Below are 16,490 nucleotides of genomic sequence, written 5' to 3'. Positions count from 1 at the left end.
ATTTTTTTCTTTAAATACTTTTAACGCATCTAAAACCAAGATGATTGGCTGCAGATCGAATTTCTCCTTTTCCTCTGGTTCCAACCATATATCTGGTGCAATATTGATCTGTACATAAAAATGAACCGCCTCGATGTACACGTTTTATCTGGCTTGGATCTGCAGGGTCGTTGTAAGCATCGGGACCTTGTGGATTTCTAGCTACTTTTCCGCTTTCACTTAAGGATTTATAGTAATCTACACTGTACCAATCGCTTGTCCATTCCCAAACATTTCCAGCAACATCATAAAGTCCGTATGAGTTTGGAGCATATTGTTTCACTGGAGCAATACCTTTAAAACCATCTTCGCCTGTATCTCCGTCTTTAATTGGAAAATGTCCTTGGTAAATATTGGCTTGAAATTTTCCTTTTGGTTTTAAAACATTTCCCCAAGCGTAAATTTCTCCTGTTTTACCACCTCTTGCAGCAAATTCCCATTCCGCCTCAGTTGGAAGTCTTTTTCCTGCCCATTTTGCATAAGCAGCGGCGTCCTCATAAGTAATATGTACAACAGGATATTTTTCTTTTCCTTTTAAAGAGCTTTGAGGACCAAGCGGATGCTTCCAGTCTGTTTCAGGAATATAGGCCCACCATTGCAGAAAATTGTTCAAATTTACTGCAGCATCAGTAGGATTAAATACTACAGAACCCGTTACTAGATCTTCTTCGGCAGCTGTTGGAAATTCTTCCTTAGTTGGTTTTTGTTCCGCAACAGTTACGTATCCTGTAGCTTTTACAAATTCAGCATACTGTTCATTTGTGACCTCAGTTTCGTCCATATAATAGCCGTCAACATAAACTCTATGTACAGGAGCGGCATCTTTTGTAACACCTTTTATACTGCATAAGCTTTCGTCTTCGACATTGCTTCCCATTGAAAATTCGCCTCCCGGAATCCAAACCATTCCTTTTGGAGCTTTTCCTGATGGTTTATTTTTATTTTCGATAGTTGGTGTAAAAACTGAAGCTATTGATGTATCAGGCTTTTCGGCACAATCCATTACTGCCATTTTTTGCTTTGGTGAGATTAGTTTGGTGTAGCCATAAGCAATTGAAATAATAGAAATAGTCAGCACGGCAAATATCCAGTAGGTTTTATTTTTCATTGTAAAATTTTTAAGCTGATAATGGTTGTTAATAGATAGGCATAAAAGTAAATAAAATTATTTTTAATAGTATACTGAATTAGTAGAATTTAAAAATTAATTGTCTTTTTCAACATTCACAACTTCATATTTGTTTTTTCCATCAACTTGAACGGATTGGTAGTAGGTTTCTCCAAATTTTACGTATTTATTGTCTCCAATAGTTACTTCTTCACCGCCTTCAGGGAGATTGTCTACTAAAGTTCCTGCCGTTGGTGCAACAACTTTATAGTTACTTCCGTCTTTTTCATAATATGTTCCTCCGTAATAATAGTTATTGACGGTTCCAGTATTGACTGTTTCGGCTCCACTCGGAATATTATTTACTGTACCTCCAACTGGTGCAGGAACGGCTGTGTAACCTCCATTTGTAGAGCTGTACCAAACACCTTGATCGTAATGATATTTTTCATTTTCTACACTAACTACGATTGCTGTAACGGCCAGTGTTGCTACGAAAAACCCCCAAGGATGCCAAACCGGTCCCCAATAGAATGGGGCGTAAGGTCTTGGATAATATGGGTGATAACAGTTGTATCGATATCCTCCATAAACATAAGGAGGGCGCGTATATGGTCTATAACCTGGTCTAACTACTGTATTACGGTTGTTGCGAACGTGAACGCTGTTGTTTACATTGATGTTCACATTGTTTCTGTTTCGATTTACGGTATTACCGCTAATATTGGTATTTCTATTTCCTGTTTTGTTTCTATTTACAGTATTTGAATTTCTATTGTTGGTTGTAGTTCTACCTCCAATTTTTGAGTTGGAAGAGTTAGAAGGTCTGTTTATTTTAGTACCGGAATTATTTGCACCGGGTCTATTTGCTGCTGGTCTCGCTTGGGTTGCGGGTCTATTTTGTATAGCACCGCCGCCTCGCTGCATTCCGCCGGCAGGTCTATGTGCGCCGCCACCGCCTCCTCGACGCTGTGCTGTACTATCTATTGAAATCAAAAAAAATGATCCAGCTAAAAATAGTATTGCACTTTTTTTTAGTGTTTTAGTTAAGTTTTTCATTTTCAGATTTTTATATTGGTTAAAGTTATTAAAAAAATATAATTTGTATAGCGTATTAAATCGAATATTTTGAATTTTCGTAATGTCATTTTAGATTAAAACTTAAATTCTATAAAGAAATATCCCATTGTATTCTAAATCGCCAGCCTTGTTCTAAAGGCAGTGTTTTGTCCTGAAAACTAAAATAGGAAACCTCAGAAGTGAGTTTGTTTTTATGTCCTTTAAAAAACCAGTTAAAAGCAACTGTTGTTTCGTTTTGTAAATTTTGTCTTAAGCTGTTATCCGGGCGATACGCTGCATGTCGGCCAGCCATTTCTAGATGCTGCGGCCACCAATTAAATACATTATGAAAAAAATAACCAGCCTGAAAGTAATACCCTTTTAAGGTTGTTGTGTCATTATTGTTCAACTTGTCAATAATTTCTTTGGTATGCCATTCGCTTTGCCAAGAAAAACCGCGGTACATAAAAGCAGTTTCCAGATTCCATTGATTTACTCGATATTGACCGGGTGCGCCATTCTCATAGCCTTCTAAAGAACCTCCGCCAGATTGTGAGAATCGGGTATATGGACTTCGGTTTGTTAAGGCTGAGAAAGCAATAATTGGAGTAGGCTTTTCATGAAATTCTAGGTCACTGCCTTCAAATTCTAAAAATCGCCCTAAAAAGTTCCATTGAGCACGTCCAAAATACATTAAATTATTATCGTCGTTACTTGTGTTTCCTCTACCAGTCCCTGTCAATGCTGCTGCCCAGTAATTAAAATCGGCAATTCCTGCTCCTTTAAGATGACCGTTAACTTCAACTCCCATTTGTCTGTCTACAGTAAAAGGTCTATTAATCAAAGATCGTTCTACAGTTTGCTGTTCACCGCTGCTTATAAAACGTTCTCTAGTATATTCTACTTTCCATTGTCCTACTTTAAAACTTAACCATTCCCATTTTTCAATCATTAATCTGAAATCTAACAAGTTTGATTGGCTGAGTTCGTATTCCCAATAGTATTTTAGCCAAGGTTCAAAAGCATGACCGCCAACTTTTAGTCTGGCGCGGTTTATCTTAAAAGTAGTTTTTTTGTCTTGGCTGTAATCGTCATAAGTTAAAGGATCAGTATCATTTGGGGTAGAAAATCTAAATTGAAATCGGCTTTGTAATTGAAATAGAAATTTGTTGTCTTTGGTTTGTAATTCTATTCCTTTATCGCCATAACGAACATTTATTAGCTTAGTGGTGTCTTTTTCTTTCAGTTGCTGCGCCAATCCATTTAAACTAAATAATAGTAATAAACTGAGAAGAAGAGTATTCGATATGTTAGTTAGAATGTTTGCGTTATGCATATGCTTAGAATGTTTGTATAATTTATTTTAGTTGTTTAATGCGCTTATTTTCCTCCAAAGTTTTTTGCTATTCCTAAACCAATTCCCCAACTGTCATATGCATTCCATTTAAAATCATAACTAAAAGTTCCAAAAAGTTCCCAGTTACTTGGAAGCTCATAACCGTATTCAACTCCGGCTCTTGTAAGAAAATAATTTTCTTCTTTTGCAAATTCTCCCCCAAAACCTAAAAGAAAGCTCCAATGTTCATTTGGTTTATAAATTCCCATAACGGCAGGCGCAATTGGATAGCTTCGTTCAACGGTTTCTTTTTCGTCTCCGCTTTCCAGATTTTTTTCGACTTTAAATTTTTCAATAATAAAGTCAGTGTGAAGGCCAATGGCCCATTTTTCATGAAATTGAAATGTGTAGTCTAATCCCCATGCTGGAAGACTTAAAACTTCCCGATTTCCATCAGTGTCTATTCCTTCAAAAACATGAACGTGATTAATAGAAAGCCCAATTTGATGATGCGGACTAAAAGCTTTTTCTTCATTTTCCTGAGCTGAGATTTTGTTTTGAATGATTAAGTACAAAATGGCTGTTAGAAAAAGTGCTTTTTTAAGATGGCTTGTACTAGTCATTGTGATTTGGTTTTTAATCTTTAATAAAAAAGAGGTATTTTATTCACTTTTTTAAGTATATAAATACCTCTTTAAATTTATTTTTCTATTGACTATTCGCTTTTCATAATTCTTAAAGCTTCTTTGTTAAGGTCTTCATAGCTTTGTTCGCTAATATCAACACCAACACCTAAGATTTCTCCACCTTTAAAAGTGCCAGGTGATTTATATTGATGACTTACAGCGTCACCACTATCGAATCCTACGCAAAGACCATCACCAGAAAGTGTGAATTTACCTGGTTGTGTTTTCATAGAACCTTTGGCCACTTCTTTGCCGTCAATGTATAAATGACCTGTACCAATTTGTTCTCCGTTTTTACCGGTACTTTCTCTTACAAACTCAAATCCTAAGGCATGTTTACCAGGAGTTAAGGTAGCCGATGAAACAAAAGTTTGTTCTGGCTGAATTCCTAAGAAATTATATACATAGTATAATTTATTGTCTTTGATGAATAAAGAGTGTCCTCCAAAGCGAGATCCGTGAGCAAAAACTACTCCTGAAGCTCCCGATTTAATATCTACATCACCTACAATTTTGTATGAACGACCACGTACGCTTACTGCTACACCTTCTGGTACGGCAGCAGTTCCAGGATAGTAAATGTAACGAGTTTTTGGTTTTTCTTGAGAAGGACGTTCCGTGCTTAATAATTCCATAGGAGAACGGTCGTCTAGAGGTAATACTAAATTTTTATCCGCTTCTTGAAACCAAGCATCTTTAAGTTCTTTTAGTTTTTCAGGGTTCTTTTTAGCCAAATTATTTGACTCAGCTCTGTCCACATCTACATTGTACAATTCCCATTCGTCTTTGTCAAAGTTGCTTTTACCCGTAAGTGGTACGTGTACAGCCACTGCTTTCCAACCGTCTTTCCAAATGGCTCTAGTACCTAACATAGCGTAATACTGAATGTGTTTTTGAGTAGGGGATTCTGGTTTGGCATCAAAGGAGTATTTCATAGAAACTCCAGAAAGAGGGTACTGTGGTACATTATTAAATGTTTTAGGCATTTCTAAACCACAGATGTCTAAAATGGTAGGAACAATATCTGTAGAGTGATGGTATTGATTACGGATTTCACCTCGTGCTTTAATTCCTTTTGGCCACGAAATTACTAATGCATCACAAGTTCCTCCTGCATAGTTACTGTAACGTTTGAACATTTTGTAAGGCGCAGAGAAACCAGCAGCCCATCCAGTTGGATAATGTTCGTATGTATCCGGACCTCCTAGTTTATCCAAATATTTTAAATTTTCAGATAATTCATCGGGATAACCGTTAAAGAACTTATTTTCGTTTACAGATCCAGTTGGAGAACCTTCACCAGAAGCACCATTATCGGCAGCATAAAGAACCACAGTATTTTCTAACTGACCTGTTTTTTCTAAATACTCAATAACACGTCCTACTTGAGCATCAGTGTATTCTGAGAAACCGGCATACACTTCGGCTAGTTTAGAGAATAATTTTTTCTCATCAGCACTTAGTTTATTCCAAGGTTTTACATAATCACCAGGATTAGCTACGTTAGGAGGTAAGAAATTGAAATCGGTGTTTTTAGTTCCTTTAGGTACAATTCCTTTAGCAATCATACGAGGTAATACCCATTCGCGGTACGCATCGTAACCAGCATCAAATTTTCCTTTGTATTTAGCAATGTACTCTTCTGGTGCATGGTGTGGTGCATGGTTCGCTCCAGGGCAATACCACATATACCATGGTTTAGAAGGGTTGGTGGCTTTTTGGTCTTTGATATATTCAATGGCTTTATCGGCTAAATCTTTAGATAAGTGATATCCTTCTTCAGGAGTGTAAGGTGCCTCAATAAAATGGTTGTCTTCTATTAAATCAGGATACCATTGGTTGGTTTCACCTCCTATGAATCCGTAATAGCGGTCAAAGCCCATTTGGGTTGGCCATTGTGCTTTGGAGCCTCCAGAAGAAACGTCTTGTTCTGGTACGTTGTGGTTTTTTCCAATCCAGAAAGTACTCCATCCTGCTTGTTGCAATACTTGACCAATAGTAGCGCACTGAGCTGGAATTTGTCCGTTTGCTCCAGGATAACCATCTGTAGTTTCGGTGATGGATGCCATACCGTTTAAGTGGTGGTTACGACCCGTTAATAAAGTAGAACGAGTTGGCGAACATAAGGCTGTAGTGTGCCATTGGGTATAGGTAATACCATTGTCTGCTAATTTTTGTAGTGTTGGCATGTTGATGGCTCCTCCATAAGGTGACCAGGCAGCCTGCCCTGTGTCATCGTATAAGATAAACAATACGTTTGGTGCACCTTCTGGCGCTGCTTTTTTGGTGTAGGGTTTCCAGTCTGGTTTTGAATCTCTAATATCAAGTGCCATTTTTCCTTTAAAAGTTTCCTTGGTCACTTGCTGCGGATCAGCTTGTGCTGACAGCTTTGTGGTTATGCCTATTGAGAGGAATAACAGAAGTGGTAATATACTCTTTTTGAGTATGGAGTTATTGCTTGCTTTCATGGTTATTTGGTATTAATTATTAATTTATTATTGGTATAATGAATTTCTATGTAAAAATTTAATATAAAATGAAATGCAGTTCTGTTTTCCTAAGTCAAGAGATTTTTTTAGGGTTTATAATTTTAGATTAGAAATATTGTGTGTCAATTCTTCAAAATTAAACAATCTATAGCCCAAGGAGCTCTTTTTCAGGGGAGGGACATGTTTCATTTTATAACTTGCAACCTAAAAAACACGTTTTTGAATGTTTTTTCTAAAAAAAAAATTGGAGTATTAAAGAATAGAACAAAATTCAAAATATTTGTTTTTTATAAAAAAGTACCTTTTTAAACTATAATATTTAAATTTGCAGCCAAAATAACAACAACACAACTCTTATGTATAAATTGATAATCCGTCCGATACTTTTTTGGTTTGATCCAGAAGAAGTGCATTACTTTACTTTTTCATTTGTAAAATTCATTTCAAAAATCCCTGGTGTTTCATCAATCATAAAAGGAATTTATGAAGTAAAAGATGATCGTTTAGAAAGAGAAGTTTTTGGAATTAAATTCAAGAATCCAGTTGGACTTGCAGCTGGATTTGACAAAGATGCCAAGTTGTATAAGGAACTTTCTGATTTTGGTTTTGGTTTTATCGAAATTGGAACTGTAACGCCGGTTGGTCAAGAAGGAAATCCTAAAAAACGTTTGTTCCGTTTAAAAGAAGATCAAGCTATTATTAACCGAATGGGTTTTAATAATGGCGGAGTTATTGAAGCCGTAGAACGTTTGAAAAAGAATTCAGGAGTTTTGATTGGTGGAAATATCGGAAAAAATAAAGTGACACCAAATGAAAACGCAGTTGACGATTATATCATTTGTTTTGATGCTTTGTTTAATCATGTTGATTATTTTGTGGTAAATGTAAGTTCTCCAAACACACCAAATTTAAGAGCATTACAAGACAAAGAACCTTTAACGGCTTTATTGCAGACCTTGCAAGACAGAAATATCGAGAAACAAAAAACAAGCACTCAAAAAGTAAAACCAATTCTTTTGAAAATTGCTCCAGATCTTACAGATGAGCAATTGTTAGATATTATTGATATTGTAAAAACAACTCAAATTGCGGGTGTAATTGCTACAAATACGACTATTTCAAGAGAGGGTTTACAATCTCAAAACCAATCTGAAACGGGAGGTTTGTCTGGAAAACCGTTAACAAAACGTTCTACAGAAGTAATTCGTTTTCTTTCGGAAAAAAGCAATAAAGCGTTTCCAATTATTGGAGTAGGAGGAATTCATTCTGCAGATGATGCAATCGAAAAACTAAATGCAGGTGCAAGTTTAGTGCAATTGTATACAGGTTTTATTTATGAAGGTCCTGCGCTTATAAAAGCTATAAACAAGAAAGTTTTAAGTCAGTTATAAAATTAGCATTTGAACAACTTGTCCAACAAGTATTGCAATTCCAAAACTGATTAAAGTGCCAATCAAAACGTATTCAGTAAGTTTTCGATCTTTGGCTTCTTTCAAATCTCCAAACCTAAAAATAGATTTTGCAGCCAGCAAAAATCCAATTGCTTCAAAATGTCCTAAGAGGATAAAGCAGAATATAAATAAACGCTCTAATATGCCAATGTAATTTCCTGCATTGGCAAGTGAGTTGTCTTGATTACTGTTTTGACTTTCAGGACTCCAAATTGAGATGATGGTTTTTATAAAAATAGAAGTAGGTTTAGTAATAAATATAATCCCTGTTAGTAAAATCCAAAATTTATCATCAAGCCAAAAATGAATCATATTTTTATTTTGGTATAAAAGGCTGATGCCAATTAGAATCAAAATATGTACAATTTGGTCTACAACAAACCAAGTACGTTTCGTTTTCTTCTTTTGAAAATTAAGTTTGATAAAATCTATAAAGCCGTGGGTAATGGCTATGAACGCTGCGTAAGGTATAAAACTGATTTCTCCCACTAGAATTGCTGCCAAAATTCCGTGCAGTAAAACATGAAGATATAAATAAAAGCTTTTATGTTTCTTCGTTTCTTTATCAGCGACCCATTTGTTGGGCTGCCATATAAAATCTCCTAATAAATGAGCTAAAAACAGTTTTATAAATAAAATCATGGAGCTGTAAGTTGTTTTATTTGTGTTCTAAAATAGCGGTCTAAAGTCATAACCAAATCAAATTGAGCTCGCTTTTGTCTGCGGCTGACAGCGGCTTGGTTAATGCCTAATTTTTGACCAATTTCTTCCTGAGACAGAGTTGGATTTTCTATTGCCAAGGCAGTAAATTCAGCAGATTGTACCAGCCAGTTGTCCATAAAGGTTAAAGCCAGCTGCAGCATTAGATTCAGTTTTTCATTAAAATCAATATCGGCAGTTCGTAAAGCCAATGTTACCTTTTGCTTTTTTAAAGTTCCAAAAAGTTCGCCGGAATGAATAAAGGCAGTTCCGTTACTTTCGGATATTTTTGTTGCATTATGTGTTTTGCTGCCAAAACCAATACTCATTCGGGCATCTAGCTTTATAGCTCTTAAACGTGCTTTTACTAAAATAGCAGTTAATAAAGCCTCTTCGGGATTTTCAACTTCAATTTGAAATTCATCACCTCTGTAAATTTCCCATTGATTTGGTGTATCGCCAAATTGAGCTAGGATTTTTTTTAAATCCTCGACCCAATGTTTTGATTGCTGTTGTCTTGAATCAATTATGTCGCCTGTAATTACACTAATCATAACATCAAATATAATTAAAAAATGATAAAATTTCTATTACAAATATAGGTAATATTTTTAAATATTACATTTATAGGTAATATTTGTACTTATTACCATTTTTAGGAATATTTGTTTTTATTACTATTTTTGGTAATAGTACAGAAATAAATGCGGCTAATAGTTATGAGACTTACATGGTTAAAAAAAACGAATTATACAAAACGACTTAATTTTTATTTCTTTAAAAAAGGAACTAACTTAGCCTTTACAAAAGAGTAAGTTTTGAATACAGAAATCAAGATTATCGAATGTCCGCGAGATGCCATGCAAGGTATTAAAGCATTTATTCCCACAAAAAATAAAGTGACCTATATTCAGGCTTTACTTCGTGTAGGGTTTGATACTATTGATTTTGGAAGTTTTGTATCGCCTAAAGCAATTCCGCAAATGCAGGATACTGCTGAGGTTTTAGCACAACTGGATTTATCTCAAACTACAAGTAAGCTTTTGTCGATAATTGCAAATACACAAGGAGCAGCTTTGGCTTCAGAACATGAGTCAATTCAGTATTTAGGTTTTCCATTTTCGATATCAGAGAATTTTCAAATGCGTAATACTCATAAAACCATAGCAGAATCTTTGATAACTCTTGAAGAAATTCTAGAAATTGCCGATAAAAAAAAGAAAGAGGTTGTTACTTATCTTTCAATGGGTTTTGGAAATCCTTATGGAGATCCGTGGAATGTTGAAATTGTGGCTGAATGGACAGAAAAATTGGCAGGAATGGGTGTGAAAATTTTATCACTTTCAGATACCGTTGGAAGTTCGACACCAGAAGTTATTACCTATCTTTTTTCCAACTTAATTCCGAAATACCCGAAAATTGAGTTTGGAGCACATTTGCATACAACTCCTGATAGTTGGTTTGAAAAAATTGATGCTGCTGCAAAAGCTGGATGTGTGCGTTTTGATGGAGCAATTCAAGGATTTGGCGGTTGTCCGATGGCAACAGATAAACTTACAGGAAATATGCCAACCGAAAAACTAATCTCTTATTTTACTGCCAATAAAAAAACAACTGGACTTAATTCTTTAAGTTTTGAAAGTGCCTATAACGAGGCATCAAAATTGTTTGGAAAATTCCATTGAAAAAGATTACAATAATTTAGCAATTAAGCAATATCTAATTAAAGAAAGACGTTTTTATTTATCCTATATAAAACACACATGAAATCAAATTTCATAAATCGAATCTCTATAGTTTTGTTTTCGTCGATTTTATTTCTCTCCTGTTCGAGTGATTTAGATTTTGATCAGGTCGATGATCTAGTGCTTCAGCCAACTTTTGTTGCCAATTTGGCTTATTTTACTATTGCTGCGGATCAAATTGTAGACAATGGTTCTGGATTTCCGATACCTCCGGCTGTAGAAGATTTTGATGTTTTTAAAAACAAGTTCTTCAATGAAAATTTGATGAAAGCCGAGTTTAATTTTGAAATCGAAAATACAATTAATAGAGGTTTTGAGGTTGATTTGATTCTGCTTGATGCTAATAATGCGCCCTTAGAAACTATTCCTTTAAATGTTCCAACCTATACAGGAGGTTCAAATATTATAAAATATCCAACTGAGGTTTTTGAAGGAGAGCGATTAGTCAGGCTGAAAAAGTCTGTAAAAATTGCCTTTGTTGTGCGGGTAGTTCCAGGATCAGGAACAGGAACCATTTCAGGTAACTTAAAACTAAAATCAGGTGCAATTGTTTATATGAAAATACAATGAAAAAAACACTTTTAATTGTAATCTTGATTTTTCAATTTTCATCTTTCGCTCAGAACAAACAAGTATTATACAACTTTACATCGATTCCGCAGTCTTCACTCGTTAATCCAGGTGCCGATGTGTCTTATAAATTCTATTTTGGGATTCCAGTTCTGTCAGGAGTTTCAGGAAATATTGGTTCAAGCAGTTTTTCTGCTTATGATTTGTTTGCTAACAACGGGGTAGATTTTAATGATAAAGTCCGAAATGTTATCAATAAATCATCGGCAAATGATAAAACACAGGTTAATCAACAGCTTGAAATATTCTCTGGCGGATTTAGAGTAGGGGGGCAGGAAAGTAAGTCTTATATTTCATTTGGAGCTTATCAGGAATTTGATTTTTTAATGTATTTTCCAAAAGATGCTGCAATTTTGGCTGTTGATGGAAATCAGAATTATATGGGTAAATCTTTTAATTTAGCCGATATAAATGTTCGTGCCGAAGTACTTTCTGTTTTTCATGTTGGTTTTCATAAAAAATTAAACAAAAAACTCGTTTTAGGCGGGCGCGCTAAAATTTACTCGAGTGGTGCCAATGCAACTTCAACCAAAAATTCAGGATACATTTATACAGCACAAGGCACGGGAACAAATATGTATACCCAAATAATTGAATCGAATTTAGAGCTTAAAACTGCCGGAATAGCAAAATTTACAAAAGACGAGTACGATGGCAGTATTCCTAAGGATATTGCGCGCAATACATTTTTTAATGGAAGTCTTGGCTTAGGATTTGATGCCGGACTTACTTATAATATTGAAGATAATCTACAGCTTACTGCAAGTGTGCTTGATGTTGGTTTTATTAGACAATCAAAAGATGTTGAAACGAGAACTTATAAAGGAAGCTATAAGTACGACGGAGTAAACCCTAGTTTTGATGCAACTAATGAACCAAGTAATATTATAGATGATTTTGAAGAAGCTATTCCAGAAGAAAAACTATATAATAAATATACAACTTGGCGCCCTGTTAAATTTAATTCTTCAATTCAATATTCTTTCGGAGAAACAAGACCAGATGAAGATTGTAATTGCAAAGGTTCAAGCGAGCGAAAATACCTTAATGCTGTTGGTGCACAATTATTTGCTATGACGATGCCAAAAGATCCCTACGTTGCATTAACTGCTTTTTATAAACGCAGTATTACGGAGAAATTGGATGTAAAAGCAACTTATACAGTTGATCCATATTCTTATACGAACATTGGTTTAGGTGTTTCTGGAACTCTTGGAAAACTCAATATGTATCTTCTTGTAGATAATGTTTTTGAATATAGAGATGTTTCAAAGGCAAATAGTATTGCATTTCAATTCGGATTTAATTTTATTTTTCAAGATTTAAAGAATTAAAAATCAAAAATAAAACCCCAAGAAATTAAGGTCTTAACTTCGTTTTTGTTGGGATTTGGAATTTCAGAAATTGGAATTTAAATCAGGAGTATTTTCCTGTAAAAGTAAATTTATGAATAAGTTAGTATTCAAGTTTCCAATTTATTCACTATATTTGCACGCAATTCAACTAGAAATTGCAACATGATAGCACACAACTCCAAGATTATCGGCGAAGGTTTAACTTACGACGATGTATTATTAGTACCTAACTACTCGAATGTGCTTCCCCGCGAAGTGAGCATCAAATCGAAATTCTCAAGAAACATAACATTAAACGTTCCAATCGTATCTGCTGCTATGGATACTGTTACCGAAAGTGCAATGGCAATCGCTATGGCACAAGAAGGAGGAATTAGTGTTTTACATAAAAACATGACTATCGAGCAGCAAGCTGCAGAGGTTAGAAAAGTAAAGCGTGCAGAAGCTGGGATGATTATCGATCCGGTAACATTACCAACAACTTCAACTATTGCAGACGCAAAAAATGCTATGAAAGAATTTGGAATTGGCGGTATTCCAATCGTTGATGAAAATAGAATTCTGAAAGGAATTGTTACCAATCGTGATTTACGTTTCGAGAAAAATGGTGCAAGACCAATCGCTGAGGTAATGACAAGTAAAAATTTAGTGACTGTTGCCGAAGGAACTTCGTTAGAGCAGGCAGAAGTCGTTTTACAAGGACATAAAATCGAAAAATTGCCAGTTGTAAACGCTAATAATGAATTAGTTGGTTTAATTACTTTCAGAGATATTACAAAACTGACTCAAAAACCAATTGCAAATAAAGATTCATTTGGTCGTTTAAGAGTTGCAGCTGCAATTGGAGTTACTGGAGATGCAGTTCAAAGAGCTGAAGCTTTAGTAAATGCAGGTGTAGACGCAATCATTATAGATACTGCACACGGACATACAGAAGGTGTGGTAAATACATTAAAAGAAGTAAAATCAAAATTCCCTCAAATAGATGTAATTGTTGGAAACATTGCAACACCAGAAGCTGCTAAATATTTAGTAGAAAATGGTGCTGATGGTGTAAAAGTTGGAATTGGACCAGGTTCAATCTGTACTACACGTATCGTTGCAGGTGTTGGTTTTCCTCAATTTTCAGCAGTTTTAGAAGTTGCTGCAGCTATTAAAGGAACTGGAGTTCCTGTTATTGCTGATGGTGGAATTCGTTATACTGGAGATATTCCTAAAGCAATTGCTGCAGGTGCTGATTGTGTAATGTTAGGTTCATTATTAGCAGGAACAAAAGAGTCTCCAGGTGAAACTATTATTTTTGAAGGAAGAAAATTCAAATCTTACCGCGGAATGGGATCTGTTGAAGCAATGCAAACTGGTTCAAAAGATCGTTATTTTCAAGATGTTGAAGACGATGTTAAAAAATTAGTTCCAGAAGGAATTGTTGGTCGTGTTCCTTACAAAGGAGAATTAAACGAAAGTATGCTTCAATTTATTGGAGGTCTTCGTGCAGGAATGGGATACTGTGGTTCAAAAGATATTCCTACTTTGCAAGAATCAGGACGTTTTGTTAGAATTACTTCAAGCGGAATTACTGAAAGTCACCCGCATAACGTAACAATTACAAAAGAAGCTCCAAATTATTCTAGATAATTTTTAGTTTTAATTATATAAAGCAAAAGGCGTAAGATTTAATTCTTACGCCTTTTTTTTAGTTTTATAGTGAAGTATTATGTTCCGCTTCTCTCAATTTTTGATTCTCTAAAATCTGTGGAATAAATGGTTTTACTTCATTTTCAATTTCAGATTCAGATATATTTAGAGTTTTAGGATTAGATGATAATTGCAACCAAGGCTTTGGACTGTCAAAATCATAACTTCCAAAAACTATAACAGGAGTTCCTTTTACTTTTACATTTTCCTTGTCTTTCAAAATCCATTCATCAGCAAATTTGTAGAGATATTTAGCATCCTTTTCTAATAATCTTAAGCAAGAATGTGATGCTGGATAACCAGGAAGTTCGTATTCGTGAAAACCAACGCCCAGTTTATTCTCGATATTGAAATTCCATTTTAAATCCCATTCGTCATTAAAAGTACTTGTTGTTTTTTCGGCTTTCCAATTAGTGAAGAATAATCCTGTTGGTGTAGGATCTTTTTTTCTTCCCATATTTGTTGGTCCGGTATAAACTAATTCACCGTTTTCATAAGCGGCAAAAGTTTGTGTAGGATAAGAGAAAAGTATGATTTTTGAAACCTCTTCCAAAGCAGAAACATGCAAGGGGAATGGCATATAATAAACCAAATCACCACTAAAATCGCTTGGAATAACAACAGAGTCAAGTTTTTTGAAGTTTGCTTTGTCTGTTCTGTTTAAAGCGTAAACAATATCAAGTTTGCTGCTGTCGGCTTCGTTGATTTTTAACCAGTCTTTTGTTTTTTCAATTTGAAAGGAAACAGATGATTTTGGTTTCTTGTATTCAATCGCTTTTTTAGGCTTAGTATTTGCGGTTAGGCTTGCTTTGTCGTTTTTCTTGCATGCTCCTAATAAAACTAACATTAAGAAGAACGATAAATTCGCTGTATAATATAACTTTTTCATAAGATGAGCTTTTATGAAAATAAAGTTAAAAATAGAATGGAATAAAAGGGTTACATAATTTTTAGAAATGTTTGTTTGATTTTCATTTTGCTATAAGCTTGATTTATTCAGGTAGAATAGAGTTTGTCTATTTTACAGATTGTTCAAATTCGGTGGCTATTTTATAGTTTTTGTTTTTGATTAAAATTTTATACTGACCTTTTTTCAATATTAAATTTGTTTTTTCATCACGATTTGAAATTTCAATGATATCAGCAGGAATTCCATTGTTTTCATATTCATTGATTCTATAAGCCATAACTAAAGCGGGATATTCTTTAATTTTTGACTTTTTAATCGTAACAGTTTTTCTTTCATTTGATAAGCTCAGCCAGTCTGGTCTGTTATTTTTGTATTTAGTAACTGGATGTATAATGCAGCAGTCAATTTTTTTAGGATTATCTTTATCTCCATTAAATGTTTGATTTTTATTATTTACCATAATGACTGGGTAATCTAAATTTACCATTTCAATATAAGGAGAATTTAATATTGGAGTTCCTTTTTCTGAATAATTGGTCTGATCTATTGTCAAAGGATTTATTCCTGTCATTTCTATAATTCTCCCTGCCATCGCTTTTTCCCAAGTTTTAATTCCAGGCGTTCCTTCAACAATATGTTCATATCCACAATGAATAAGAAATTTAGAATCTGGATTCTCCTTCATCAACTTGACGATGTTTTCTGCTTGTTCTATTTCTCTAGTTTTTCCGCCATCTCTTGTCTTTGAAGTTGATTCATATCCAAAAACGGTAAAACCAATAGCTGTTGCTTCTTTAATTAAATTTCCAAATTGAGATTCTTTAGTATAAAAGCCACTTTCTAAAACTGGATATCCTTTATCGTTCAAATTTTCCCATAATGCCTCTAGTCCCAGAAAACGATATTCATTATTGTATAAATCTTGTAATAATGATGTTGTAAAAACTCTATGTCTGGAATTATTGTGCGCTTCGTTAATAAGAATGATTTTTTCGTTTTTAGAACGATCAATAATATATTCTTTAGCATTTACGGGGTTAAATGTTTTAAAATAAATACTGTCTTCTTTTGAAATTGTTCTCTTTTTAGAAAAGTCGTTTTCAAATTGTTTGTCCCAAGTTTCTAGAGCAAGTTTGTAGTAACCGCTTATAGAAAAATTGGTTGCAGCAACTTGAAAACGCGGTAAAGTTTTATCTTTTTCAAAATTCGTAATAATATCTTCTGAAAAAAGATAGGTCTCTTTTTTTTCTGAGCAGTTATGTTTATAGATAGAAGAAGTAAAAGAAAT

14 protein-coding genes are annotated in these 16,490 nt (G+C 34.4%); 5 read left to right on the top strand and 9 right to left on the bottom strand.

The features are described from left to right. Window positions 1-10 precede the first annotated feature (10 nt). The 5 genes from BOW55_RS15425 to BOW55_RS15405 form a co-directional block, all read right to left on the bottom strand. Window positions 11-1,147 (bottom strand): formylglycine-generating enzyme family protein, encoded by a 1,137-nt coding sequence (locus BOW55_RS15425; protein WP_129024837.1) that lies wholly within the window; start codon window positions 1,145-1,147, stop codon window positions 11-13. Between the two features lie 96 nt (window positions 1,148-1,243). Then, entirely contained in the window at window positions 1,244-2,206 is a 963-nt protein-coding gene (locus BOW55_RS15420; RefSeq protein WP_129024836.1) for a DUF6515 family protein, read from the bottom strand. Window positions 2,207-2,315: 109 nt separating this feature from the next. Next, window positions 2,316-3,464, bottom strand: coding sequence for an OprO/OprP family phosphate-selective porin (locus tag BOW55_RS15415; protein ID WP_371414531.1), 1,149 nt, complete (start codon window positions 3,462-3,464; stop codon window positions 2,316-2,318). A gap of 122 nt (window positions 3,465-3,586) precedes the next feature. Next, window positions 3,587-4,165: a hypothetical protein gene (locus tag BOW55_RS15410; protein ID WP_129024834.1), complete on the bottom strand. Its 579-nt coding sequence runs from the start codon at window positions 4,163-4,165 to the stop codon at window positions 3,587-3,589. Between the two features lie 92 nt (window positions 4,166-4,257). Continuing rightward, window positions 4,258-6,696 carry an arylsulfatase gene (locus BOW55_RS15405; protein ID WP_129024833.1) on the bottom strand — a complete coding sequence of 813 codons (2,439 nt, stop codon included), beginning with the start codon at window positions 6,694-6,696 and terminating at the stop codon, window positions 4,258-4,260. Between the two features lie 377 nt (window positions 6,697-7,073). On the opposite strand from BOW55_RS15405, the gene BOW55_RS15400 reads away from it, so the two are divergent. After that, a complete protein-coding gene (locus tag BOW55_RS15400) occupies window positions 7,074-8,108 on the top strand; it encodes a quinone-dependent dihydroorotate dehydrogenase (protein WP_129024832.1) in 1,035 nt (344 codons plus the stop codon). Here the strand turns inward: BOW55_RS15400 and BOW55_RS15395 are convergent. Together BOW55_RS15395 and BOW55_RS15390 are read right to left on the bottom strand one after the other, a co-directional pair. Beyond that, window positions 8,103-8,810 carry a DUF3307 domain-containing protein gene (locus BOW55_RS15395; RefSeq protein ID WP_129024831.1) on the bottom strand — a complete coding sequence of 236 codons (708 nt, stop codon included), beginning with the start codon at window positions 8,808-8,810 and terminating at the stop codon, window positions 8,103-8,105. The two genes, BOW55_RS15400 and BOW55_RS15395, sit on opposite strands and share 6 nt — an antisense overlap. Beyond that, window positions 8,807-9,421 carry a SatD family protein gene (locus tag BOW55_RS15390; RefSeq protein WP_129024830.1) on the bottom strand — a complete coding sequence of 205 codons (615 nt, stop codon included), beginning with the start codon at window positions 9,419-9,421 and terminating at the stop codon, window positions 8,807-8,809. Before BOW55_RS15390 ends, BOW55_RS15395 begins: the two co-directional genes overlap by 4 nt. Before the next feature lie 264 nt (window positions 9,422-9,685). Here BOW55_RS15390 and BOW55_RS15385 point away from each other — a divergent pair, with 264 nt between their 5' ends. The 4 genes from BOW55_RS15385 (at window position 9,686) to guaB (ending at window position 14,232) form a co-directional block, all read left to right on the top strand. Next, window positions 9,686-10,552, top strand: a complete 867-nt coding sequence (locus BOW55_RS15385) for a hydroxymethylglutaryl-CoA lyase (protein WP_129024829.1) — start codon at window positions 9,686-9,688, stop codon at window positions 10,550-10,552. 78 nt (window positions 10,553-10,630) lie between these two features. Further along, window positions 10,631-11,182, top strand: coding sequence for a hypothetical protein (locus BOW55_RS15380; RefSeq protein ID WP_129024828.1), 552 nt, complete (start codon window positions 10,631-10,633; stop codon window positions 11,180-11,182). Next, a complete protein-coding gene (locus tag BOW55_RS15375) occupies window positions 11,179-12,576 on the top strand; it encodes a DUF5723 family protein (protein WP_129024827.1) in 1,398 nt (465 codons plus the stop codon). Before BOW55_RS15380 ends, BOW55_RS15375 begins: the two co-directional genes overlap by 4 nt. 183 nt (window positions 12,577-12,759) lie before the next feature. Continuing rightward, the gene (gene guaB, locus BOW55_RS15370; protein WP_089057606.1) at window positions 12,760-14,232 is read left to right on the top strand and encodes an IMP dehydrogenase; all 1,473 of its coding nucleotides are present in this window, start codon (window positions 12,760-12,762) and stop codon (window positions 14,230-14,232) included. A 64-nt stretch (window positions 14,233-14,296) separates the two neighbouring features. Here guaB and BOW55_RS15365 read toward each other — a convergent pair whose 3' ends face one another. Both BOW55_RS15365 and BOW55_RS20855 read right to left on the bottom strand, forming a co-directional pair. Next, complete coding sequence (locus tag BOW55_RS15365; RefSeq protein ID WP_129024826.1) at window positions 14,297-15,181, bottom strand: L,D-transpeptidase; 885 nt, start codon at window positions 15,179-15,181, stop codon at window positions 14,297-14,299. Between the two features lie 127 nt (window positions 15,182-15,308). Next, window positions 15,309-16,490 (bottom strand): hypothetical protein (locus tag BOW55_RS20855; protein WP_164975047.1); only part of this gene is annotated, 1,182 nt, incomplete at its 5' end.

Origin of the sequence: Flavobacterium sp. YO12, assembly GCF_004119495.1 — a bacterium.
GTDB lineage: Bacteria > Bacteroidota > Bacteroidia > Flavobacteriales > Flavobacteriaceae > Flavobacterium.
This window is presented reverse-complemented; position numbering and strand designations above follow the sequence as displayed.

Coding starts and splice junctions, on each gene's coding strand:
- BOW55_RS15425 (WP_129024837.1), bottom strand. CDS start 1,147: ATGAAAAATAAAACCTACTGGATATTTGCCGTGCTGACTATTTCTATT.
- BOW55_RS15420 (WP_129024836.1), bottom strand. CDS start 2,206: ATGAAAAACTTAACTAAAACACTAAAAAAAAGTGCAATACTATTTTTA.
- BOW55_RS15410 (WP_129024834.1), bottom strand. CDS start 4,165: ATGACTAGTACAAGCCATCTTAAAAAAGCACTTTTTCTAACAGCCATT.
- BOW55_RS15405 (WP_129024833.1), bottom strand. CDS start 6,696: ATGAAAGCAAGCAATAACTCCATACTCAAAAAGAGTATATTACCACTT.
- BOW55_RS15400 (WP_129024832.1), top strand. CDS start 7,074: ATGTATAAATTGATAATCCGTCCGATACTTTTTTGGTTTGATCCAGAA.
- BOW55_RS15395 (WP_129024831.1), bottom strand. CDS start 8,810: ATGATTTTATTTATAAAACTGTTTTTAGCTCATTTATTAGGAGATTTT.
- BOW55_RS15390 (WP_129024830.1), bottom strand. CDS start 9,421: ATGATTAGTGTAATTACAGGCGACATAATTGATTCAAGACAACAGCAA.
- BOW55_RS15380 (WP_129024828.1), top strand. CDS start 10,631: ATGAAATCAAATTTCATAAATCGAATCTCTATAGTTTTGTTTTCGTCG.
- BOW55_RS15375 (WP_129024827.1), top strand. CDS start 11,179: ATGAAAAAAACACTTTTAATTGTAATCTTGATTTTTCAATTTTCATCT.
- guaB (WP_089057606.1), top strand. CDS start 12,760: ATGATAGCACACAACTCCAAGATTATCGGCGAAGGTTTAACTTACGAC.
- BOW55_RS15365 (WP_129024826.1), bottom strand. CDS start 15,181: ATGAAAAAGTTATATTATACAGCGAATTTATCGTTCTTCTTAATGTTA.